The sequence below is a fragment of the Streptomyces sp. NPDC032745 genome (assembly GCF_055579465.1).
In genome coordinates this window covers 1-22,306 of sequence record NZ_JBVING010000006.1, presented here as the reverse complement: position 1 = coordinate 22,306, position 22,306 = coordinate 1, and the positions used below count along the sequence as shown (strand labels likewise).

At 71.0% G+C, this 22,306-nt stretch carries 22 protein-coding genes, 1 tRNA gene and 1 pseudogene; 9 read left to right on the top strand and 15 right to left on the bottom strand.

Translation table 11 applies throughout. From position 1 onward, the window contains the following. The gene (locus ACZ5WG_RS17105; RefSeq protein ID WP_468723973.1) at positions 1-915 is read right to left on the bottom strand and encodes an aminoglycoside phosphotransferase family protein; all 915 of its coding nucleotides are present in this window, start codon (positions 913-915) and stop codon (positions 1-3) included. 190 nt (positions 916-1,105) lie between these two features. Here ACZ5WG_RS17105 and ACZ5WG_RS17100 point away from each other — a divergent pair, with 190 nt between their 5' ends. Then, positions 1,106-2,500, top strand: a complete 1,395-nt coding sequence (locus ACZ5WG_RS17100) for an NAD(P)/FAD-dependent oxidoreductase (protein ID WP_468723971.1) — start codon at positions 1,106-1,108, stop codon at positions 2,498-2,500. Positions 2,501-2,588: 88 nt separating this feature from the next. Here the strand turns inward: ACZ5WG_RS17100 and ACZ5WG_RS17095 are convergent. Continuing rightward, positions 2,589-2,662, bottom strand: a tRNA-Thr gene (locus tag ACZ5WG_RS17095). Between the two features lie 160 nt (positions 2,663-2,822). Here ACZ5WG_RS17095 and ACZ5WG_RS17090 point away from each other — a divergent pair. Further along, positions 2,823-4,223, top strand: coding sequence for an RNA-guided endonuclease InsQ/TnpB family protein (locus ACZ5WG_RS17090; protein WP_468723970.1), 1,401 nt, complete (start codon positions 2,823-2,825; stop codon positions 4,221-4,223). Between the two features lie 174 nt (positions 4,224-4,397). On the opposite strand, the gene ACZ5WG_RS17085 is transcribed toward ACZ5WG_RS17090, so the two are convergent. After that, positions 4,398-4,577: a hypothetical protein gene (locus tag ACZ5WG_RS17085; protein ID WP_468723968.1), complete on the bottom strand. Its 180-nt coding sequence runs from the start codon at positions 4,575-4,577 to the stop codon at positions 4,398-4,400. 123 nt (positions 4,578-4,700) lie between these two features. On the opposite strand from ACZ5WG_RS17085, the gene ACZ5WG_RS17080 reads away from it, so the two are divergent. From ACZ5WG_RS17080 to ACZ5WG_RS17070, 3 genes are all read left to right on the top strand, one after another. After that, complete coding sequence (locus tag ACZ5WG_RS17080; RefSeq protein ID WP_468723966.1) at positions 4,701-5,789, top strand: ABC transporter ATP-binding protein; 1,089 nt, start codon at positions 4,701-4,703, stop codon at positions 5,787-5,789. Between the two features lie 183 nt (positions 5,790-5,972). Beyond that, complete coding sequence (locus ACZ5WG_RS17075) at positions 5,973-6,386, top strand: hypothetical protein (RefSeq protein ID WP_053787873.1); 414 nt, start codon at positions 5,973-5,975, stop codon at positions 6,384-6,386. Between the two features lie 47 nt (positions 6,387-6,433). After that, a complete protein-coding gene (locus tag ACZ5WG_RS17070) occupies positions 6,434-7,213 on the top strand; it encodes a nucleotidyltransferase family protein (RefSeq protein WP_468723964.1) in 780 nt (259 codons plus the stop codon). A gap of 77 nt (positions 7,214-7,290) precedes the next feature. Here the strand turns inward: ACZ5WG_RS17070 and ACZ5WG_RS17065 are convergent, their stop codons facing one another. From ACZ5WG_RS17065 to ACZ5WG_RS17040, 6 genes are all read right to left on the bottom strand, one after another. After that, positions 7,291-8,874 (bottom strand): DoxX family protein, encoded by a 1,584-nt coding sequence (locus ACZ5WG_RS17065; protein ID WP_468723962.1) that lies wholly within the window; start codon positions 8,872-8,874, stop codon positions 7,291-7,293. A 133-nt stretch (positions 8,875-9,007) separates the two neighbouring features. Beyond that, positions 9,008-9,979, bottom strand: coding sequence for a 23S rRNA (guanosine(2251)-2'-O)-methyltransferase RlmB (gene rlmB / locus ACZ5WG_RS17060; protein ID WP_468723960.1), 972 nt, complete (start codon positions 9,977-9,979; stop codon positions 9,008-9,010). A gap of 112 nt (positions 9,980-10,091) precedes the next feature. After that, complete coding sequence (cysS, locus tag ACZ5WG_RS17055; protein ID WP_468723958.1) at positions 10,092-11,492, bottom strand: cysteine--tRNA ligase; 1,401 nt, start codon at positions 11,490-11,492, stop codon at positions 10,092-10,094. Positions 11,493-11,598: 106 nt separating this feature from the next. Continuing rightward, on the bottom strand, positions 11,599-12,120 hold the full coding sequence (gene ispF / locus ACZ5WG_RS17050) for a 2-C-methyl-D-erythritol 2,4-cyclodiphosphate synthase (RefSeq protein ID WP_468723956.1): 522 nt from the start codon (positions 12,118-12,120) through the stop codon (positions 11,599-11,601). Further along, positions 12,110-12,856 (bottom strand): 2-C-methyl-D-erythritol 4-phosphate cytidylyltransferase, encoded by a 747-nt coding sequence (ispD, locus tag ACZ5WG_RS17045; RefSeq protein ID WP_468723954.1) that lies wholly within the window; start codon positions 12,854-12,856, stop codon positions 12,110-12,112. The genes ispF and ispD overlap by 11 nt, the downstream gene beginning before the upstream one ends. A 252-nt stretch (positions 12,857-13,108) precedes the next feature. Continuing rightward, the gene (locus ACZ5WG_RS17040) at positions 13,109-13,591 is read right to left on the bottom strand and encodes a CarD family transcriptional regulator (protein ID WP_003953493.1); all 483 of its coding nucleotides are present in this window, start codon (positions 13,589-13,591) and stop codon (positions 13,109-13,111) included. 661 nt (positions 13,592-14,252) lie between these two features. Between ACZ5WG_RS17040 and ACZ5WG_RS17035 the strand changes: the two genes are divergently transcribed. Continuing rightward, a complete protein-coding gene (locus tag ACZ5WG_RS17035) occupies positions 14,253-14,933 on the top strand; it encodes a copper chaperone PCu(A)C domain-containing protein (protein WP_468723953.1) in 681 nt (226 codons plus the stop codon). A 325-nt stretch (positions 14,934-15,258) separates the two neighbouring features. On the opposite strand, the gene phoP is transcribed toward ACZ5WG_RS17035, so the two are convergent. After that, complete coding sequence (phoP, locus tag ACZ5WG_RS17030; protein WP_466527820.1) at positions 15,259-15,930, bottom strand: two-component system response regulator PhoP; 672 nt, start codon at positions 15,928-15,930, stop codon at positions 15,259-15,261. Positions 15,931-15,991: 61 nt separating this feature from the next. Continuing rightward, a complete protein-coding gene (gene phoR, locus ACZ5WG_RS17025; RefSeq protein ID WP_468723951.1) occupies positions 15,992-17,215 on the bottom strand; it encodes a two-component system sensor histidine kinase PhoR in 1,224 nt (407 codons plus the stop codon). 213 nt (positions 17,216-17,428) lie between these two features. Here phoR and phoU point away from each other — a divergent pair, with 213 nt between their 5' ends. Both phoU and ACZ5WG_RS17015 read left to right on the top strand, forming a co-directional pair. Further along, on the top strand, positions 17,429-18,106 hold the full coding sequence (gene phoU / locus ACZ5WG_RS17020) for a phosphate signaling complex protein PhoU (protein ID WP_030858619.1): 678 nt from the start codon (positions 17,429-17,431) through the stop codon (positions 18,104-18,106). Positions 18,107-18,225: 119 nt separating this feature from the next. After that, positions 18,226-18,375, top strand: a complete 150-nt coding sequence (locus tag ACZ5WG_RS17015) for a hypothetical protein (RefSeq protein ID WP_266628058.1) — start codon at positions 18,226-18,228, stop codon at positions 18,373-18,375. A gap of 146 nt (positions 18,376-18,521) precedes the next feature. On the opposite strand, the gene ACZ5WG_RS17010 is transcribed toward ACZ5WG_RS17015, so the two are convergent. From ACZ5WG_RS17010 to ACZ5WG_RS17000, 3 genes are all read right to left on the bottom strand, one after another. Further along, positions 18,522-18,878, bottom strand: a complete 357-nt coding sequence (locus ACZ5WG_RS17010; protein ID WP_389412955.1) for a carboxymuconolactone decarboxylase — start codon at positions 18,876-18,878, stop codon at positions 18,522-18,524. A gap of 254 nt (positions 18,879-19,132) precedes the next feature. Continuing rightward, positions 19,133-19,798: a hypothetical protein gene (locus ACZ5WG_RS17005; RefSeq protein ID WP_468723949.1), complete on the bottom strand. Its 666-nt coding sequence runs from the start codon at positions 19,796-19,798 to the stop codon at positions 19,133-19,135. 190 nt (positions 19,799-19,988) lie between these two features. Then, positions 19,989-20,747 (bottom strand): phosphoglyceromutase, encoded by a 759-nt coding sequence (locus ACZ5WG_RS17000; RefSeq protein ID WP_468723947.1) that lies wholly within the window; start codon positions 20,745-20,747, stop codon positions 19,989-19,991. Positions 20,748-20,899: 152 nt separating this feature from the next. Here ACZ5WG_RS17000 and ACZ5WG_RS16995 point away from each other — a divergent pair, with 152 nt between their 5' ends. Further along, entirely contained in the window at positions 20,900-22,177 is a 1,278-nt protein-coding gene (locus tag ACZ5WG_RS16995) for an MDR family MFS transporter (RefSeq protein WP_468723945.1), read from the top strand. On the opposite strand, the pseudogene ACZ5WG_RS16990 reads toward ACZ5WG_RS16995, so the two are convergent. After that, a pseudogene (locus ACZ5WG_RS16990) lies at positions 22,174-22,306 on the bottom strand (IS481 family transposase); the annotation flags it as partial. The gene ACZ5WG_RS16995 and the pseudogene ACZ5WG_RS16990 overlap by 4 nt on opposite strands.

Genomic DNA, 22,306 nt, shown 5'->3' with positions numbered 1-22,306 from the left:
TCACCGCCCCAGCAGTACCTCCGCCACCGCCAGCTGCTCCTCCTCCAACTCCACCCCGCTGCCCGCGGCTTCCCCGCCCCCGGCGTCCTCCACGTCCCACAGGCAGTTCTGCAGGACCCGCCCCAGCGTCCACGCCCGGGCCCGCTCCCGGTCCAGCCCCAGCACCTCCGTCAGCAGATCGAACCGCCACCGCACCTCCCCCACCGCGAAGTTGTTCCGGATCGCCGGCAGCAGCTCGAACCCCGGATCACCCGCCAGCGGCTTCGGATCGATCGCCAGCCACGGCTCCCGGCCGCCCGCCAGCACGTTGTCGTAGTGCAGATCCCAGTGCAGCAAACGGTCCCCAGGCTCCCCCGCCACCTCCGCCAGCGCCGCCGCGCAATCCGCCACCAGCCCCCGCGCCCGCCCGTCCGCTACCCGCCCCAGTGCCTGCGGTACGGCCTCCAGAATCCCCGCGGCCACTCCCCCGAGCCCCCGCAGTCCGGCCGGAGCCCGCACCGCCGTCAACCGCGCCAGCAACTCCCCCCCCACCCGCACCGCCTGCCGCGCATCCCGCTCCGCCGACACCGACAGCGGCCGCCGCTCGTCCAGCCGCTCCAGCAGCAGCGCCCCGGTCTGCGCATCGTGCTCCAGCAGGCGTACGCAGCCCCGCCCGTCCCACGCGCGCAGCGCGAGCGGCTCCCCCGCGCTCTCTTCGTCCACCCTCGACAGCTTCAGCACCGCCGCCGAGCCGTCCGCCCGCTCCACCGGCAGCACCAAGGCCGTCACCCCGTGCATCCCGGGCCCGGTGCGCCGCAGCTCCCACCGCTCCAGGAACTCCGCCGCCCGCGCGGGCAGCCCGGCCACGAACTCCCGCCCCGCGTCACCGTTGTACGCGATCTGCGCCCGGACCAGCCCCTCCGGAATCTCCACCATGCCACCGACCCTACGACCGCCCGACCACCCCCTCAGATGCAAACCTCTCAGAACCGGGACAAATCCCCCAGCCGTCACCCTAAGGACCCCGCCACCCCCGCCACATCAGCCAAAAGGCCACCCGTCCCGCCCCAAAACCCGGCACCCGGTACCTGGACACCCGTCCGGAACCCCGTGTACCAACTCCCCCATGACGATCAACGGCGGCATCTCCTTCTGGTACGCGACGGACACGGCACGTCCGCAGCCCGGCGCAGCCCAGCCACCCCGCGCCCCCCTCACCGGCCACGCCACGGCCGACGTCGTCATCGTCGGCGGCGGCTACACCGGCCTGTGGACCGCCTACTACCTCAAGACCGCCGCCCCCGACCTCCGCGTCACCGTCCTCGAGCAGAAGTTCTGCGGGTACGGAGCCTCCGGCCGCAACGGCGGCTGGCTCTACAACGGCATCGCCGGCCGCGACCGCTACGCCGAACTCCACGGCCACCAGGCCGCACTCCGCCTCCAGCAGGCCATGAACGACACCGTCACCGAAGTCATCGGCGTCGCGGCCAAAGAGGACATCGACGCCGACATCCACCGCGGCGGCGTCCTCGAAGTCGCCCGCACCCCCGCCCAGCTCAGCCGCCTCAAGGCCTTCCACGCCGCCGAACTCGCCTTCGGCGAGAGCGACCGCGAGCTCTACGACGCCACCGACACCCGCGCCCGCATCGACATCGCGGACGCCGTCGGCTCCAGCTGGACCCCGCACGGCGCCCGCATCCACCCCCTCAAGCTCGTCAAGGGCCTGGCCGCCGCCTGCGAACGCCTCGGCGTGGTCATCCACGAATCCACCCCCGTCACCGAGATCGCCCCACGCCGGGCCATCACCCCGTACGGCACGGTCCGCGCCCCCTACGTCCTGCGCTGCACGGAGGGCTTCACCGCAGCGCTCAAGGGCCAGAGGCGCTCCTGGCTCCCGATGAACTCGTCGATGATCGCGACGGCCCCGCTGCCGCCCGAGGTCTGGTCCCGCATCGGCTGGTCGGACGCCTGCACCCTCGGCGACATGGCCCACGCCTACATGTACGCCCAGCGCACCGCGGACGACCGCATCGCGATCGGCGGCCGCGGCGTCCCGTACCGCTTCGGCTCGCGCACGGACACCGACGGCACCACCCAGCAGTCGACGATCGATTCCCTGACCGCGCTCCTGACGTCCTTCTTCCCGGTCCTCGCGGGAGTGGAGATCACCCACGCCTGGTCGGGCGTCCTCGGCGTCCCCCGCGACTGGTGCGCCACGGTGACCCTGGACCGCACGACGGGCCTCGGCTGGGCCGGCGGCTACGTCGGCTCGGGCGTCGCCACCTCGAACCTCGCCGCCCGCACGCTACGCGACCTGGTCCTGGGCGAAACCTCGGACCTGACCACGCTCCCGTGGGTCAACCACCGCGTCCGCCGCTGGGAGCCGGAACCCTTCCGCTGGCTCGGCGTCCAGGCCCTCTACGCGGCCTACCGCGAGGCGGACCGCCACGAATCCGCGACCCACACCCCGACGACAACCCCCCTGGCCCGCCTGGCGAACCGCATCTCGGGCCGCCACTGACGACAAAGCGGAAGGCTCCGGGTGATCACCCGGAGCCTTCCGCTTCTGTACGAATTCCCTGGACCAGCAAGCCTCTGACCTGGGACGGAGCCGCCTGTCGGAATCGAACCGACGACCTCAAGATTACAAGTCAAGCGCTCTAGCCAACTGAGCTAAGGCGGCACACGTGACACTGCACAGCGCACAGAATCGCCTTCACTTTACACAGCGCCCAGACTTTCTCGCGAAGAGCTTTCCGACCTACGTGACTCATCGCCCTCGTGTTCGTTATCCGTACTGGAGTGCACGTCCGACTATCGGACCGTAGGGCTGGGGAGGGGCCGTGGCTGGAGCCACCGAGCAGGGGACCCGTGTCGTGGGCACGGAAGCCAAGCGCGTCAAGCGCGAGATCCTGGGCATCCCCGATCAGCGCAAGCACCAGGAACGCGCCGCCAAATCGCTCACGAGCCGGGTGAAGGAACCGGGTACGCAGCAGCGGGTGTACCGCTACCGCTTCTATCCGACCGACGTACAGGCTCGACAACTGACGCAGACGTTCGGCGCCTGCCGGTGGGTCTACAACGAGGGTCTCGCCCTGCGATCGAACGCCTGGCGTGACCACCGCGTGTCCGTCGGTTTCGCCGAGACCTCCCGCGCACTGACGGGGTGGCGGCAGGCCAGGAAGACGTCTTGGCTCCAGACCGTGTCCTCAACCGTCCTCCAGCAGTCACTGCGTCACCTCGACGGCGCCTTCACCCGCTTCTTCAGGGGAACGGCCAACTACCCGAAGCCGAAGCGCAAGCACCGAGCGCGGGATTCGGCGACATACGTGCGCACTGGGTTCCGCTGGCGGGAGGATCCAGAGCGGCCGGGTACCGGGCTCATCTCGCTGGCCAAGCAGACCGAGCCGCTGGATGTGCGCTGGTCCCGTCCGCTGCCGGCCGGGGTCCTGCCGGTGAAGCTGACGGTCACCCGCGACCGGGCGGGCCGCTTCCTCCTGTACGTCCTCGTGGAGGAGCGGATCGTCCCCCTGCCCGCCGCGTTCGTCCCCGGTTCCAGCGCCCCTAAGGCCGTCGGCCTGGATCTCGGACTGGCCGCCCTCGTGACCATGGACGACGGCAGCACCGTGGAGCACCCGCGGCTGCTGAAGAAGTACGAGAAGAAGCTGGCGCGGCTCCAGAAGGAGCTGCATCGCAAACAGAAGGGATCGAGCAACCGTGGCAAGGTCCGCGAGAAGATCGCCAGGCTCTACGCCTTGATCACTGACGTCCGGAAGGACGGCCTCGACCAGCTCACCACCCGCCTCGTGCGCGAGAACCAAGTGCTCGTGGTGGAGGATCTGGCGGTCGCGAATCTGATGCGGTCCCCCGCGGGGAGCGGGCGTCGGCGGAAGGCGAAACTCAACCAGTCGATCGCCGACGCGGCCTGGGGTGAGTTGCTGCGCATGCTGCGCTACAAGTGCGAGTGGTACGGCCGAACGCTGGTGATCGTGGACCGGTTCTTCCCGTCGACGCGTCGTTGTTCCTCCTGCCACGCGAAGGGGGAGCGGCTCGATGTGTCGATCCGCTCCTGGACCTGCCGGGAGTGCGGGGCCGTTCACCACCGGGATGCGAACGCCGCGGTGAACCTCCGCGACGAAGGTTTACGGCTGTACTGGCTGGTGGCCATGGCACTGCCGCCGGGGCGGGCAACGCCAACGGTGATCAGAGCATCGCAACTGCCGGAGTGCGTCGTGGCCGCGTAGGCCGCGCAGGAGTACGGGCCGACGGGCCGTCGGTCTTCTCGCCTGTGGAGTTCGTGTCAGACCATCTGGTTCTGTCCTGAGGGCCGAACCAGGCGGCAACGGACAGCGAAGCAGGAATCAGGGGTCAAAAGTGTGTTGCTCTGCCGCGGCTCCGGAGGCCAGAAGACCAGTGCTCTACCGGGTCGCGGAGTATCCGATGCGGATCAGCATCGCTGCCGCCTGGGCCAGGTCCAGTCCCGCTAGGCCTCGGGGGAGGATGCGGATCAGGTCGTGGACGTCGCGGGGACGCTGCGCGCTGGTCGTGGCCGTCACCACGCGGGCGGGTCCGACGGATCGCACAGAGTTCGAAGTCACGGCCTCGGGGGTGCTGACAGGAGGAGGGTCGCCGGGTAGCGTCGGGCGGAGTCCTGCTTACTGGACTAGACCTTCCACTCGGATCGTCCGGCACGTTCCTGCCGGTAGAAGGGATTCATCACCATGGCTTCTGTCACCTTCGACAAGGCGACCCGGCTGTACCCCGGCGGCGACAAGCCCGCCGTCGACGAGCTCGAGCTGCACATCGAGGACGGCGAGTTCCTCGTCCTCGTCGGCCCCTCGGGCTGCGGCAAGTCCACCTCGCTGCGCATGCTGGCCGGCCTGGAGGACGTCAACGGCGGCGCCATCCGCATCGGCGACCGCGACGTCACGCACCTGCCGCCCAAGGACCGGGACATCGCGATGGTGTTCCAGAACTACGCGCTGTACCCGCACATGACCGTCGCCGACAACATGGGCTTCGCGCTCAAGATCGCCGGTGAGGACAAGGCGACCATCCGCAGGAAGGTCGAGGACGCGGCGAAGATGCTCGACCTCACCCAGTACCTCGACCGCAAGCCGAAGGCGCTCTCGGGCGGCCAGCGCCAGCGCGTCGCCATGGGCCGTGCCATCGTGCGCAAGCCGCAGGTGTTCCTCATGGACGAGCCGCTGTCGAACCTCGACGCCAAGCTGCGCGTGTCCACCCGTACCCAGATCGCCGCGCTCCAGCGCGACCTCGGGATCACCACCGTCTACGTCACCCACGACCAGGTCGAGGCCATGACGATGGGCGACCGCGTGGCGGTCCTCAAGGACGGTCTGCTGCAGCAGGTCGACACCCCGCGCAACATGTACGACCGTCCGGCGAACCTGTTCGTCGCCGGCTTCATCGGGTCGCCGGCCATGAACCTGGTCGAGGTCCCGATCGCCGACGGCGGCGTGAAGTTCGGCGAGACCGTGGTCCCGGTGTCGCGCGAGGCGCTGTCCGCCGCCGCGGACGCGGGCGACCGTACCGTCACGGTCGGCGTGCGCCCGGAGCACTTCGACGTCGGCAGCGCGGGCGGCCTGACGATCACCGTCAACGTCGTCGAGGAGCTCGGCGCCGACGGCTACGTCTACGGCCGGACCACCGAGGCCGAGGGCGGTCAGGACATCGTGGTGCGCGTGGGCGGCCGCCAGGTGCCGGAGAAGGGCTCGACGCTGCAGGTGGTGCCGCGGGCCGGCGAGATCCACGTGTTCTCGACGTCTTCGGGTGAGCGGCTCTCCGGCTGATCTCCCGGACGAGCAGGACCAAGCAGGGGCGCCCCTTCCCGGGGCGCCCCTGTGCGCCATCCCGGGCAGACCGGGCCATTCGGCCCCACTCGTCAACCCTTAATTCGAAAAGCCACGTCGAACCATCCCCCGACCGGGTGACTAAATGTCGCCAAATCTTCACCGAGCGCTACTCTCGCCCTCGTGACCCACACTGCCCGCCGTATCGGCCGATCCCTCGCCCTGGTCCTGCCCGTCGTCCTGGTCCTGTCCGGGACCCTCGCGGTCACCATGGTCCCCTGGGCGGACAACACCCCTTCCCAGATCCTGACCGCCTCCGCCGAGGACGTGTCCGTCCCCGCGAAGCCGCGCGCCGCGCAGGACGTGCTGCGCGACAAGCTGCTGAGTGAGCTGCAGCAGGGCGAGACCCCGGGTGACGTCCTGACGCACCTCCAGCGGGAGGTGGACCGGCGGCCGTCGCTGGCCGAGCACTGCGTGGGGATCGCGCGGGCGCTGGGGCGGGCTGCGGTGGACGCGTACGGTCCGACGAAGGCGCAGTCCTTCGCGCGTCCCGTGTGCGACACCTCGTACGCGACCGGCGTCGCCTCGATGGGCTGACGGGCGTCGCCGTACTCCTCCGGGCCGGGGCCTCTACGCTGACGGCCATGACCGACGTGCCTCCCGTGTCCCGCTCTTCCGTTTCCGCGGCCGCGGACCCGGCCTCCCTCGCTCAGGCGCCCGTTCAGGCGGTCGTGTTGGCGGGTGGCCAGGGTTCGCGGCTGCGTCCGTATACGGACGACCGGCCGAAGCCGATGGTGGAGATCCCGGGGACCGGGGTGCCGATCATCGGGCATCAGCTGGCGTGGCTGGCGGCGGAGGGGGTGACGGATGCCGTGGTGTCGTGCGGGCATCTCGCGGAGGTGCTGCAGGACTGGCTGGCCAAGGCGGACCTGCCGCTCAGGGTGACGACGGTGGTGGAGGAGGAGCCGCTGGGGCGGGGCGGCGGGCTGAAGTACGCGGCCCGGCACCTGCCGCATCCGGACCGGGCCTGGTACGCGACGAACGGGGACATCTGGACGCGGTTCTCGCTGCGCGAGATGGCGGCGTTCCATGCGGAGCGGGGGGCGACGGCGACGCTGGCGCTGGCGCGGCCGCGGATTCCGTGGGGGGCGGTGGAGACCAATGAGTTCGGGCAGGTGCTGGACTTCATCGAGTCGCCGCCGTCGCCCTATCTGATCAATGCGGGCGTGTACGTCTTCGGTCCCGAATTCGCGGCGCTGCTGCCGGACTTGGGCGATCACGAGCGTACGACCTTCCCGCGGCTGGCGCGTGAGCGGCGGCTGGCGGGCTTTCCGCTGCCGCAGGGGGCCTACTGGCGGGCGATCGACACGGCGAAGGACCTGACCGAGGCGGCACGGGAGTTGGCCGCGCAGGGCGGCTCCTGAGGCCGTGCGCGTACGGAGCCGGGGCCGGCGCGCTGTGTGCGCGCCGGCCCCGGCTCCGTTCTCGTGCCGTTCCGTCGTCAGCCGAGGAGGCCTCCGACGAGGCCGGGCTTCTTGGACGGCGCGTCGCCGCCGGTGCCGCCGCCGCTGCCCGAGCTGGAGGACGGTGGCTTCGGGGTGGACTGCTTGGGCGTGCTGCCCGAGTTCTGGCCGGTGCCGGAGCCGCGGGTCGCGGTGGGCGACTGCGAGCCGGTGCCGGCGGTCTCCTTCGCGGTGGAACCGGTGCCGCCCCGCCCGGACTTGGCAGCGGGCGCCGAGGCGCTGGCGGTGGGTTCGGCCGGCTTGGAGGGCTGCTGGGCGGTGGGCGGTTGCTGCTGCTGTTGCTGCTGCTGCTTGGTGGGGGCCTGCGGGAGCGGGGAGCCGGGCAGGTAGTTGCTGGGGGCCTGGCCGGGTCCGGGCACGGTGACCACGGTGGTCGAGCGGACGGCGCCGCCGAGGAGCGAGCCGGTGATCAGGGTGAGTCCGCAGACGACGGTGGCCATGATGGTTCCGCGGCGCAGGACGCGCCGGCGCAGCCGCCAGATTTCGGAGCGGGGTCCGAGGGTGCGCCAGGCCTCGCCGGCGAGGCGGCCGTCGAGGGAGTAGACCGGGGCGCCGGCGATGATCAGCGGGCTCCACGCGGCGAGGTAGATGATGTCGGGGGCGTCGTAGGCGGGGACGGTCTTCCAGCTCACCGTCATGAGGAGTGCGGCGGACAGCAGGGCGCCGATGCAGGCGGCGAACCGCTGCCACAGGCCGAGGACGGTCAGGACGCCGACGATGACCTGGAGGAAGGCGACGCTGAGCCCGGCCCCGACGGGGTGGGCGAGGGCGAAGTCGCGCAGGGGTTCGGCGAGTGCCCAGGGGTGGAGGGTGCGGAGCCAGGTGACCATGGAGCCGCGTTCGCCGCCGTCGAAGTAGACGGGGTCGCACAGCTTGCCCATGCCGGCGTAGATGCAGATGAAGCCGAGGAAGACGCGCAGCGGGAGGAGGACGACCCCGAGGTTCATGCGGCGGCCGGGGTAGTACGAGGCGTGCCCCCGGGTGTCGGAGGAGGCCCGGCGGGAGTCGGTGCCGGGTCCGCCGCCGAGGCCGTCGTGGCTGCCGTGGCTGTCGTAGGGGCCGCCGCCCGCGTACCGGGCGTCGTACGGGAGGTCGCGTACGGGGGTCAGCGGGCGGGTCTCGTCCGGGTCTCCGTAGGTGCGCTGGCCGATGACGGTCGGCGTGGCGAGGGTGTCCTCGGCGAGGTCGCGGGCGAGGTCGATGCGGGGGATGGTCTGGGTGGTGCCCCCGTCGCCGTCGTCGAAGCCGCCGTGTCCACGCCCGTGTTCGCGTACGGCCTGGATGAGTCCGCCCATGGCGGCGGTGTCGCCGGGGGCGGACTTGCCGCTCCAGACGACGGGGGCCCGGCGGCGGCCGGCTCCGGCGGCGGCGACCACGGCGCCGCCGAGGACGGGCACGCGGCCGGGGGCGTTCGCGGGCTTGGAACGCGCGCTCGGGCTCGGTGCGAGCCGCACGCGGAAGCTGGCGTGGTTGACGATGACCTGTGCGGGGTCGCACGGCACCTTGACCATGCTCAGCGCGGGCTGGTCGTCGAACCCTGACGTTCTGGTGTCCACACTCATCTAACCGAGTGATCAGTGTTTAGGACACTGCCTTGACGGGAGGGATGTGTCCGAGGCCCGTCAAGATCAAGCCACCCCGCCCGAAAGGGGCGGGGTGGCACGCTCACGGGTCACTTTCCGTGAGCCAAGTGGATCAAGCGCGGGGCGTCTCGGCGCGGCGGCGGGCCGCCTCGTAGAGCACGACGCCCGCGGCGACACCGGCGTTGAGGGACTCGGCGCCGCCCGGCATGGGGATGCGGACGAGGTAGTCGCAGTTCTCGCCGACGAGGCGGCCGAGGCCCTTGCCCTCGGAGCCGACGACGATGACGACCGGGCCGGCGAGCGCGTCGAGGTCGTTGACCGTGTGCTCGCCCTCGGCGGCGAGGCCGACGATCGTGATGCCGGCCTTCTTGTACTCCTGGAGGGCGCGGGTCAGGTTGGTGACGCGCGAGACCGGGGTACGGGCGGCGGTGCCGGCCGAGGTCTTCCAGGCGCCGGCGGTCATGCCGGCGGCGCGGCGCTCGGGGATGACCACGCCGTGGCCGCCGAAGGCGGAGACGGAGCGGACGATCGCGCCGAGGTTGCGGGGGTCGGTGACGCCGTCGAGGGCGACGATGAGGGGGTCCTCGCCGTTGTCGTAGGCGGCGGTGGTGAGGTCCTCGGGGTGCGCGTACTCGTACGGCGGGACCTGGAGGACCAGGCCCTGGTGGTTGAGCCCGTTGGTCATCCGGTCGAGCTCGGGGCGCGGGGCTTCCATCAGGTTGATGTTGCCGCGCTCGCCGGCGAGCTTGAGGGCCTCGCGGACGCGCTCGTCGTTGTCGATGAACTGCTGGACGTAGAGGGTGGTGGCGGGGACGCCGTCGCGCAGCGCCTCGAAGACCGGGTTGCGGCCGACGACCATCTCGCTGGTGCCCTTGGGACCGCCGCGGCGGGGGGCGGGGCGGCGCTTGGCGGCCTGCCGCGCCATCGCGTTGCTGATGCGGTTCGCCTTGTGCTTCTTGCGGTCCTCGGCCTTGGGTGTGGGGCCCTTGCCCTCCAGGCCCTTGCGCCGCTGGCCACCGCTGCCGACCGTGGCGCCCTTCTTGTTGGACGTGCGGCGGTTCCTGCGCTGGCTGTTCCCGGCCATGACCTCTACCTGTTTTCGTTGGTGCTGCGATATGTACGTATGAAGAGTGTGCCGCCCGGAGCGCCGGGCGGCCACCAAACTCGGCTGCCCGGGCTCGGCGCGGGCCGAGCACTCAGCGCGGGCCGAGCGTCCAGCGCGGGCCGGCCGGGCCGTCCTCGATGACGAGGCCGGACTGCTGGAGCTGGTCGCGGATGGCGTCGGCGGTCGCCCAGTCCTTGCGGGCCCGGGCGGACTCGCGCTGTTCGAGGACGAGGCGTACGAGGGTGTCGACGGCGCCGTGGAGGTCCTCGCCGCGGTCGCTCTCCTCGGCCCAGTGCGGGTCGAGCGGGTCGAGGCCGAGGACGCCGAGCATCGCCCGTACCTCGGACAGCCGCGCGATCGCGGCGTCCTTGTCGTCGGCGGCGAGGGCGCTGTTGCCCTGGCGGACCGTGGTGTGGACGATGGCGAGCGCCTGCGGGACGCCCAGGTCGTCGTCCATGGCCTCGGCGAAGGCGGGCGGGACCTCGGGAGCGGGGTCGACGGTCTTGCCGGCCTTCTCGATGACGCGCTGGTAGAAGCCCTCGATGCGCGCGAACGCGGACTCGGCCTCGCGCAGCGCCTCCTCGCTGTACTCGATCATCGAGCGGTAGTGCGGGGTGCCGAGGTAGTAGCGCAGGACGATGGGGCGCCAGTTCTTGACCATCTCGGAGACGAGCACCGAGTTGCCGAGGGACTTGGACATCTTCTCGCCGGACATGGTGACCCAGGCGTTGTGGACCCAGTACTTCGCGAACTCGTCGCCGAAGGCCTTGGCCTGGGCGATCTCGTTCTCGTGGTGCGGGAAGATCAGGTCCAGGCCGCCGCCGTGGATGTCGAAGGCCTCACCGAGGTACTTGTGCGCCATGGCGGAGCACTCGAGGTGCCAGCCGGGGCGGCCGCGGCCCCAGGGGGTCTCCCAGTCGGGCTCGCCGGGCTTGCTGGCCTTCCACATGGCGAAGTCGCGGGGGTCGCGCTTGCCGGTGATGCCCTCCTCGGCGGGCTGGCGCAGGTCGTCGATGCTCTGGTTCGACAGCTCCAGGTAGCCGGGGAAGGAGCGCACGTCGAAGTAGACGCTGCCGTCCGCCTCGTAGGCGTGGCCGCGCTCGATGAGCGTGCGCATCATCTCGATCATCTCGGGCACGTGGCCGGTCGCGCGCGGCTCGTACGTGGGCGGGAGGCAGCCCAGCGCGTTGTAGCCGTCGTTGAAGGCGCGCTCGTTCTCGTAGCCGATGGACCACCACGGGCGGCCCTGCGCCTCGCCCTTCGAGATGATCTTGTCGTCGATGTCGGTGACGTTGCGGATGAAGGTGACGTCGAGGCCGCGGTAGGTGAACCAGCGGCGCATGACGTCGAAGTTGAGGTACGACCGGATGTGCCCGATGTGCGGGGCCGCCTGGACGGTGGCGCCACAGAGGTAGATCGAGACGCAGCCCGGGACGAGCGGGGTGAAGTCGCGGATCTGCCGGGCGCTGGTGTCGTACAGGCGAATAGTCACGGCATCCAGGGTAGTGCGCCTGCGGCAGTGCCCCGCGACCCTTTTGGGGCGCGGGGCGCTTTGTTGCCGAAGCGGTGTCGTGCGGAACCCGTCCGAAAGAGACGGCCTAGGCGGGGTTCGTCCGGTACACCAGTGCGGTGGCGATGGCGGCGAGGCCCTCGGCGCGGCCGGTGAGGCCGAGGCCGTCGGTGGTGGTGCCGGAGACGGAGACGGGGGCGCCTGCGGCCGCCGCGAGCGCCTTCTGCGCTTCTTCGCGCCGTTTGCCGATCTTCGGGCGTACGCCGATCACCTGGATGGCGATGTTGCCGATCTCGAAGCCCTCGGCGCGGACGATGCGGGCGGCTTCCGCCAGGAGGGTGACGCCGGCGGCACCGGACCACTCGGGGCGGGAGGTGCCGAAGTGGGCGCCGAGGTCGCCGACGCCGGCGGCGGAGAAGAGGGCGTCGCAGGCGGCGTGGGCGGCGACGTCGCCGTCGGAGTGGCCGGCGAGGCCGTCCTCGCCCTCCCAGAGCAGGCCGGCGCACCACAGCTCGCGCCCGGCCTCGAAGGCGTGCACGTCGGTACCGATGCCGACGAGCGGGATCACGGGCACGGTGGGACCTGCGGAACCTGCGGGGCTAGTAGGCATCGGTGGCCCTCCTGCGGGCGAGTACGGCCTCGGCGAGGACCAGGTCGAGCGGGCGGGTGACCTTGAAGGCCTCTTCGTGGCCGGGGACCACCATGACGGTGATGCCGAGCTGTTCCACCATTCCGGCGTCGTCGGTGGCGCCCTCGCCGTTGACGGCGATGCTCTCGTGCGCGCGGACGAGGGTGGCGAGGTCGAAGCCCTGCGGGGTCTGCACGGCGCGCAGCCGGGCCCGCTCGGGGGTGGCGACGACCGGCTCGGGCTCGCCGGGCTTGCCGGGCTCGACCTCCTTGACCGTGTCGGCCAGCGGCAGCGCCGGCACCACGGCGGGCGAGCCGTCGCGTACGGCCTCGACGACGGAGTCGACGGTGTCCACGGGGACGAGCGGGCGGGCCGCGTCGTGGATGAGGACGGAGGTGATGTCCGCGGGGAGCGCGGCGAGGCCGGCGCGCACGGATTCCTGGCGGGTTTCGCCGCCGGGGACGACCAGGATCTCGGTCCGGTCGGGCAGGGCGTGCTCGTCGACGAGCCGGCGCACCTCGGCGGCGCCGTCGGACGGGGCGACGACGACCACGAGGGACACGGCCCGGGAGCGGGCCATCGCGCGGACGGCGTGGATGAGCATGGGGGTGCCGCCGAGGGCCCGCAGGGCCTTGGGGGCGCCGGGACCGAGGCGAACCCCGCGGCCGGCGGCCGGGATCACCGCGGCGGTGCGGTGGGGGCGCGTTTCGTCAGACATCAGTAGCTCCGAGCCAGGTTTGTGACTTCGGCCGACATGGGTATGGCCTGAAGGGTGCCGGGTGCGACGCCCTCGCCCCTTCCGTGACGACCGGTCGAGCAGGCTGTCCGGACCCGGCACGCCGGTGGAAAAAAGATGTGGGTGCAGACATGCCGCAGCGCCCGGCAACAGCCCTCTCGTGGAGGAGAGGGCGTGTCATCGGGCACCGCGGCACAACCGTGTGAACGCTGTTTTCCTGGGCGGCACGCCGCGTCAGGACGCGAGAACCTCGTCGAGGAGGGCTTCCGCCTTGTCCTCGTTGGTGTTCTCGGCGAGCGCGAGCTCGCTCACCAGGATCTGGCGCGCCTTCGCGAGCATGCGCTTCTCGCCCGCGGAAAGCCCGCGCTCACGCTCACGACGCCACAGGTCACGCACCACTTCGGCGACCTTGATGACATCGCCAGAAGCGAGCTTCTCCAGATTTGCCTTGTAGCGCCGGGACCAGTTCGTCGGCTCTTCGGCATACGGTGCACGCAGCACCTCGAAGACCCGGTCCAGCCCGTCCTGGCCGACTACGTCGCGAACGCCGACGAACTCCGCATTGTCCGCAGGCACACGAACCGTCAGGTCGCCCTGGGCGACCTTGAGCACCAAGTAGGTCTTGTCCACGCCTTTGATCTGGCGAGTTTCGATGGCCTCGATCAGCGCGGCCCCGTGATGGGGATAGACCACGGTGTCGCCAACCTTGAACGTCATGTGACAGGTACCCCTTCCGTGGCTATCCAGGGTAACACGAGAACTGACTGTTATGAATGGCGTTTTCGCAGGTCAGGGCACATCTCGGGGCTTGACAACAGCGACACGAACGTGCTGCGAAGGGCTTCCGGTGGGGGGTATTCGCAGGTCGGAGCCGCTGTGCGGACCGGGCGAAACGGCCACGTTACACCCGGGCGGCGGCCCTACCCCTGTGGCGTACGTCCCGTTTTGCCGGTTTCGAAGCCGGGAAACCGAACTACTCCGTTCGACTGGCGACCACCCGTACGGAGCGGTTCCGGCCCAATCCGGAATTGATCACCGCGGGCCGTTCGAAGGAATCCCGGAATTGATCACGGCAGGTCCGGCCGGCGATATGCGGGCGGCACATGATCGGCAGATGAACGGCGGGGGAAGTGCCCGGCGTAAGGACCGCAGGAAGGACTGCGGGAAGGACCGAGGGAAGGGCGGGCGGAAGAGCGGGCGGAAAGGAAGATCGCGGGGCCGGTGCAGGGCGGCCCGTGCGCTGCGGAGGGTCGGGTGCGGGGGCGGGGCGGCGGCTCGGTAACCTAAGCGCGCTGACACACCCTTAGGACGGCTTTACCTCGGCCGCCCTGGGACTGCCCACCCTTCCGTTCCGTACGTCCAAGGAGTTGCCGCCGCCGTGAGCCGCAGCCTTCGACGCGGCGCCCTCGCCGCCACTGCCATCGTGTTCTCGATCGCCTCGCTGGCCGCTTGCGGTGCAGGCAACAACGCGGAGACGCTCCAGATCAAGCCGGACAACGCCGCCGTCACCAAGGGCAACATCAAGATCCAGAACGCTCTTGTGATCACCAAGGGCGAGAAGGACAAGAAGGGCCCGGCCGCGGTCTCCGCGACGCTCTTCAACACCGGCGAGAAGCCGCAGACCCTCGACGCCATCACCCTCCTGGGTGGCAAGACCAAGGTCGTGCTGAAGCCCGCCGAGGGTGCGAACAAGGTGACCGTGCCCGCCGGCGGTTCCGTGGTCCTGGGCGGCAAGGGCAACCCCTCCGCCGTGATCGAGGGCGGCGAGGGCGTGCAGAAGGGCGACTCGCAGCCGGTCGTCTTCCAGCTGAGCAACGCGGGCGACGTCGAGATCGCCGCGCTCGTCGTTCCGGGCGCCGGCATGTACGCGGGCTTCGGCCCGACCGAGGCGCCGGTCGCGGCCCCCGGCGCCACCCCGTCGGGGAGCCCTTCGGGCACGCCGTCGGGCGGCCCGTCCGGCTCCCCCGCCACGACCCCGTCGGGCGCCGCTTCGGGCACCCCGTCGGGCGCGGCCTCGGGTTCGCCGTCGGGTTCCCCCTCGCACAGCGCCGGCCACTGAGCCGGTAGCAGCACGTACGAAAGGGCCCCCCTCCGCTCCGGCGGAGGGGGGCCCTTTCGTATACGACTGCACTGCTACGACTGCACTGCGGACCGCACCCGCCGGCTACGACTTGCGGCTCGGGGCGCAACCGCCGGAGGCTGCGGCCTACGGCTCGAACTTGTAGCCCAGGCCGCGGACCGTGACCAGGTAGCGCGGCGCGCCCGGGTCCGGCTCGAACTCCTCCCCCGTGCGACCCTCGCGCGGTGAGGCCCCGGGGGCCTCACCGGCTTCGAGCCGCTGCGCCGGCCTCCGGCCGGCCCCGGGCCGCGGCGACACCGTCGGCCTACGGCTCGAACTTGTAGCCCAGGCCGCGGACCGTGACCAGGTAGCGCGGCGCGCCCGGGTCCGGCTCGATCTTGGCGCGGAGGCGCTTCACGTGGACGTCCAGGGTCTTGGTGTCGCCGACGTAGTCCGCGCCCCAGACCCGGTCGATCAGCTGCATGCGGGTCAGTACGCGGCCCGCGTTGCGCAGCAGCATCTCCAGCAGGTCGAACTCCTTCAGGGGGAGGTCCACCTTGGCTCCGGCGACGGTGACCACGTGGCGGTCGACGTCCATCCGTACGGGGCCGGCCTCCAGCGCGGCCGGGGTGACCTCCTCCGGCTCGCCGCGGCGGCGCAGGACCGCGCGGATGCGGGCGACCAGCTCCCGCGAGGAGAAGGGCTTGGTGACGTAGTCGTCGGCTCCTATCTCCAGCCCGACGACCTTGTCGATCTCGCTGTCCTTGGCGGTCACCATGATGACGGGGACGTTGGAGCGGCCGCGCAGCTGCCGGCAGACCTCCGTGCCGGGCAGGCCGGGGAGCATCAGGTCGAGGAGGACGAGGTCGGCGCCGTTGCGCTCGAACTCGTCGAGCCCGTCGGGCCCGGTCGCGGCGATGGCGACCTCGAAGCCCTCCTTGCGGAGCATGTAGGACAGGGCGTCGCTGAAGGATTCCTCATCCTCGACGACGAGCACTCGGGTCACGGAAGGACCTCCAGGGCAGGAATGGCTGGCGTGGTTCTTTGAGGAGCGTGGTTCAGGCGGGGGTGGGGTGGCTTGGTGCGGGGGCGTCCGCAGCCGGGGTGGCCGCAGGTGCAGGTGCCGGAGCGGCTGCTTCCGGCAGGCGCAGGGTGAACGTGGAGCCCTGACCCTCCGAGCTCCACACGGACACCTCCCCGCCGTGCGAGGCCGCTACGTGCTTCACGATCGCAAGGCCGAGGCCGGTTCCTCCCGTGGCGCGGGAGCGGGCCGGGTCCACGCGGTAGAAGCGCTCGAAGATGCGCTCGCGGTCCTTTTCCGGGATGCCGATGCCCTGGTCGGTCACGGCGATCTCGATCAAGTCTCCCCCAGGTGCCGTGACCCTGCGTCCGGCTATGCCGACGCGGGTGCGGGCGGGGCTGTAGTTGACGGCGTTCTCGACCAGGTTCCCGAGGGCTGCCGCGAGCTGGCCGCGGTTGCCCCAGACGCGCAGGTCGGCGGTGCCGCCCGAGGCCATGGTGATCTGTTTGGAGGACGCCGTGTGGCGGCAGCGGTCGATGGCCTCGGCCACCAGCGTGTCCACCCGTACGGGCTCGGCGTCCTCGAGCGGGTCGTCGTTCTGTACCCGGGAGAGGTCGATGAGCTCTTGCACGAGGTTGATCAGGCGGGCGGCTTCGATCTGCATGCGGCCGGCGAAGCGGCTGACCGCCTCGGGGTCGTCCGAGGCGTCCATGACGGCCTCGGACAGCAGGGAGATGGCCCCGACCGGCGTCTTCAGCTCGTGCGACACGTTCGCGACGAAGTCGCGCCGTACGGCCTCGATGCGGCGGGCCTCGGTGAGGTCCTCGACCAGGAGCAGGACGAGCCGGGAGCCGAGGGGGGCGACGCGCGCCGAGACCGCGAGGGCCTCGCCGCGGCCGGTGCCGCGCCGGGGCAGGTCGAGCTCGACCTGGCGTATCTCCCCGTCGCGGCGGGTGTCGCGGGCCATGTGGAGCATGGGCTCGACGGCCAGTTTGCCGCCGCGTACGAGCCCGAGGGCGTAAGCGGCGGACGAGGCCTTGACGACGGCGTCCCCCTCGTCGAGGACGACGGCGGAGGAGCGGAGCACGGAGAGGACGGTGTCCACGCCGGGCGGGAGCACCGCGTTGATGTCGGGGCGCATGGAGCTCCGGGTGGGGCGGGCTTGGTCGCGCTCGCTCCAGCGGAACGCCAGCATCGCGATCACACCGGTGCAAAGACCGGCGATCGCTGCAGCTGCGGCGACCGCCGCGTTCACGTCCATGCATCCAGGTTAAGCAGGCGCGACGGCACTTCCACAGCCGTTCGGGGGGCACCTCGAACAGTCGTCGCCCAGAGTTCACCGTGACGACGGGGTTGATTCACTTGTGATGCCGGAGTCGGACGCGTTTGCGGCTCACCGTGTCAACGTGGGGGCATGAGGCCGCCCCGGCCCGGCCCGTGGGGCAAGAGGCAGTAGGCAAGAGAGGGACAACCCATGCGTGACGCGTACCACGAGGAACTGGACTCGATCGGAGAAGGCCTGGTCGAGATGGCACGGCTCGTCGGTTCCGCGATCGGGCGGGCCACGACGTCCATGCTCGACGCCGATCTGAAGCTCGCCGAGAGTGTCATCGCCGCCGACCAGAAGGTCGACGACCTCCAGCACGACCTGGAGGCCCGCGCCATCGCGCTGCTGGCCCGCCAGCAGCCGGTCGCCACCGACCTGCGCATCGTGGTGACCTCGCTGCGCATGTCCGCCGACCTGGAGCGCTCGGGCGACCTGGCCCAGCACGTGGCGAAGCTGGCCCGGCTGCGCTTCCCGGACACGGCGGTGCCGCGGGACCTGCACGCGACCATCCTGGAGATGGGGCAGCTGGCGCAGCGCCTGATGGCGAAGGCGGCCGAGGTCATCATCACGAAGGACGTCGACCTGGCGCTCCAGCTGGAGCAGGACGACGACGAGATGGACCAGCTGCACCGCACGCTGTTCCAGCACCTGATGGACGACCGCTGGAAGCACGGCATCGAGACCGCGGTGGACGTGACCCTGCTGGGCCGCTACTACGAGCGCTTCGCCGACCACGCGGTGTCGGTGGCCAAGCGCGTGGTCTACCTGGTGACGGGCGAGCACGCGGACGAACTGCAGGCTCCGACGCAGGTCGAGGGCGTCTGAGCCGTTCTGCCCCCGTGCGCCGTTGACGCGCCGGTGCGGCTGGGCATGAATGAGGGCGAAGGCAGTTAAGAGGCACGGAAAGCAGAAGACGCCACGCACTCCGCCTGCGAGGAGGATCCATGCCCGAATCCCCCGTCCCCATCACCCCGGACCATGAGCAGCAGCCCCGGCCCGAACCCCTGCGGCTCCCGCTGCTCGCGGCCTGCGGGTGCGGCTCGGGCTGCGGCTGCGGCTGCCAGTCCGGCGCGCCCTGCCAGTGCGGCGGCTGACCCGCCCGCCCGGCATCCCGTACGTGAAGGGCCCCGACCGCATCCGCCGGCCGGGGCCCTTCGCGTGCCGTGCGCCGGGTCCGCCGCCCGCCCGGGACCGGGCCCGGGATCCCGGTGGCCTCACGCGGGGTGGGGGACGGGCTCGCTCAGGACTTGCCCCTGCTCTGGGCTTCGGCCTCCACCATGACGCGGGCCTCGCTCTCCTCCAGGGCGATGGCGAAGCCGAGCGCCTGGGCGATGTGCCCTGCGGCGGACATGACGCGTGCGGTGCCCACGACGGGGGCGATCGCGACGAGGACGTCTTGGAGTTGCTCGGCGCTCAGGTCGGCCTTGACCGCGGGACTGATGTGGGCGAGGTAGGAGACCGGCGGCGCGTCCATGGCGACGAGCGCGGCGATGCGGGTCAGGATGAGGGTGCCCTCGTCCATGCCGCACCGTTCGAGCGAGTCGACCGTCATGGCGGCAAGGGTGTCGAGGACGGGTGTGTCTGACGTTGTGGCCATCTCTGGACCGCCTATCGGTGGGTGTGGAGCCCACACGCACGACCCGTGAACACGGGCCGGCCCTCCCCCGCGTGTCGGCGTTTCCCCTTTCACCGTAGAGGCCGCCCGACTCGCGCGCACGTTGGTCCGTACGGATGACCCGTGCCCCGCGCATCCAGCGCAGAAAGCCCCCTACCCGGCGGGGAAACCGCAGGCAGGGGGCCACTTCCGGGACCACTGCCCCGGTATGCCCTTGAGGTGCGGGCCGTTGCCGGTCAGCCGGTGGTGGCCTTTTGGGCCGCCTGGTACTTGGCCGCGTCGCGCTGTCCCGGCGTGACGCACCAATCGTCACCGTCGAAGCTGTCACGCCAGACGTAGCCCGGCTTGCACTGGTTGGTGCCCGGCTGGCGGTTGGGGTTCCATTCGCGATGCCAAACGTCTCGTTCCTCCGGCGTGACACACACGGCGTCGCCCTCGAAACTGTCACGCCAGACGTAGCCCGACTTGCACTGGTTACTACCCGCCTGGCGGTTGGGGTTGAATGTGCTCGCTGCGTCCCGCTCCTCCGACGTGACGCAGAGGCCGTCGCCCTCGAAACGGTCGCGCCAGACGTAACCCGGCTTGCACAGGTTGCTGCCTGGCTGGCGATTCGGGTTCTCGGCATGCGCCTTGTCGCGTTCCGCCGGTGTGACGCAGAGGCCGTCGCCCTCGAAACTGTCGCGCCAGACGTAGCCCGACTTGCACAGGTTGCTGCCCGGCTGACGGTTCGGGTCGTCGGCGCTGCTGCTCGTGACCGGGGAATGGTGGGGACTCGCGGTCGCCGCGGACGCCGGCAACGCGACGGCTCCGGAGATGAAGGCCGCCGAGGTGAGGGCCATCCCCACGCGCGAGATCCGCCGCCTCGACGGGGAGGCGGCCGGGGTGTGGAGGTCGTACGACATGTCTGCTCCTTGAGGTGTGCGGCCGACGGACAAGGGCCGCCGGCCATGTGTCTGTCCGGCCCTCAAGTACGCAGGAAGGGGATCCCCCCGTCATGCCACGGAAAGACGTGACTTGACGGGCCCTGGGACAGCGAAGAGCCCCCTACCCGGCGGGGGAACCGCAGGTAGGGGGCTGTTTCGTGCGTGAGGGTTACTTCTTGCCCTGGTTCTTGACGGCCTCGATGGCGGCTGCGGCGGCGGCCGGGTCGAGGTAGGTGCCGCCCGGGTTGAGGGGCTTGAAGTCGGCGTCGAGCTCGTAGGAGAGCGGGATGCCGGTCGGGATGTTCAGGCCCGCGATGTCGGCGTCGGAGACACCGTCCAGGTGCTTGACCAGGGCGCGGAGGCTGTTGCCGTGTGCGGCGACCAGGACGGTGTGGCCGTCGAGGAGGTCCGGGACGATCGAGTCGTACCAGTACGGGAGCATGCGGACGACGACGTCCTTGAGGCACTCGGTGCGCGGACGCAGCTCCGGCGGGATCGACGCGTAGCGCGGGTCCTCGGACTGCGAGAACTCCGTACCGTCCTCGAGGGCCGGCGGCGGGGTGTCGTACGAGCGGCGCCACAGCATGAACTGCTCCTCGCCGAACTCGGCGAGGGTCTGGGCCTTGTCCTTGCCCTGGAGCGCACCGTAGTGGCGCTCGTTCAGGCGCCAGGAGCGGTGGACCGGGATCCAGTGGCGGTCGGCGGACTCCAGGGCGAGCTGCGCGGTGCGGATGGCGCGCTTCTGGAGGGACGTGTGGACCACGTCGGGGAGCAGGCCGGCGTCCTTGAGCAGCTCACCGCCGCGGACCGCCTCCTTCTCGCCCTTCTCGTTGAGATTGACGTCCACCCAGCCGGTGAACAGGTTCTTCGCGTTCCACTCGCTCTCGCCGTGACGGAGGAGGATCAGCTTGTACGGTGCGTCGGCCATGCGTACGAGCCTAATGGACGCGCGGGGGCGCTCGCGCGCGGTGTCCACGGCCGTGGATTGACGGTGCGCGTCAATCCGGTGGCCTTCGCAGACCCCCCGCCCGTAGGGTGCGGTCAGCAGGAGAGCCACTTACACCGCCGGGGGGATTCCGTATGTCCGTTGCCAGTCTCAGACGGGCGGCGCGCGAGAGCGTGTCGGGGCTGCCGCGGGAGTTCTGGTGGCTGTGGGCCAGCACGCTGGTCAACCGGCTCGGGGCCTTCGTCGCCACGTTCCTGACCTTGTACCTGACCGTGGACCGGGGCTACTCGGCCTCCTTCGCCGGACTCGTGGTGGCGTTGCACGGGCTCGGCGGGGTGATCTCCTCGCTCGTCGCGGGCGTGATGACCGACCGGCTGGGCCGGCGCCCGACGCTGATGGCGGCTCAGGCCTCGACGGCGTTCTCGGTGGCGCTGCTCGGCTTCATGGAGCACCCGGCGGCCATCGCGGCGGTGGCCCTGCTGGTCGGCATGACCTCGAACGCCTCGCGCCCGGCGGTGCAGGCGATGATGGCGGACATCGTCCGGCCGGAGGACCGGGTCCGGGCCTTCGCGCTGAACTACTGGGCGATCAACCTCGGCTTCGCCGTCTCGGCGACGGCCGCGGGCTTCGTCGCCGAGTACAGCTACCTCGCCGGGTTCCTCGGTGAGGCGGCACTGACGCTGGTCTGCGCGGTGCTCGTGTACGTGAAGCTGCCGGAGTCGCGGCCGGAGCGGACTGCCGCGGAGGAGGCCGCCGCCGAACCGGAGGCCGGGCTCGGGACCGTGCTGCGGGACGGGCGCTTCATGGGCGTGGTCGGGCTGTCGTTCCTGATCTCGCTGATCTTCACGCAGGGCTCGTTCGGACTGCCGCTGGCCATGGGCACGGGCGGCTTCTCCGCCGGGGACTACGGGCTGGTCGTCGCCGCCAACGGGGTGCTGATCGTGCTGCTGCAGATCCCGGTCACCCGGTTCATCGAGAAGGGCGACCCGCAGAAGCTGCTGGTGGTCTCGGCGCTGCTGGCCGGGTACGGGTTCGGGCTGACGGCCTTCGCCGGGTCGGTGTGGAGCCTGGGGCTGACCGTCTGCGTGTGGACGCTGGCCGAGATCATCAACTCCCCGACCCAGATGGGCCTGGTCGCCCGGCTCTCCCCGCCGCACGCGCGCGGCCGCTACCAGGGTATGTACACGATGTCCTGGGCGGTGGCCTCGCTGGTGGCTCCGCTGATGGCCGGGTTCATGATCGACCAGTGGGGGGCGGGCTGGCTCTGGGCGTCCGTGGCGCTGCTGGGCACGGTGGCGGCGCTGGGCTACTGGCTGCTGATGCGGAGCCTGGGCGAGAAGGAGCCCGGGTCCGTGGTCTCGGCATCGGCTGCCGCGCCGGCGGCCCCGGCCCCGGCCGCCGTCGAGGCCTAGGTGTATTGCCCAGTGAGGTTGGGGACGCGGCTGGCGGGTGGTTTGCCTGCGAGCGCGGTGTGTCCGCGGTGGTGATTGTAGGTGTGGAGCCAGCTGGGGAAGGCGTCGCGTCGTTCCTGTTCTGAGCGG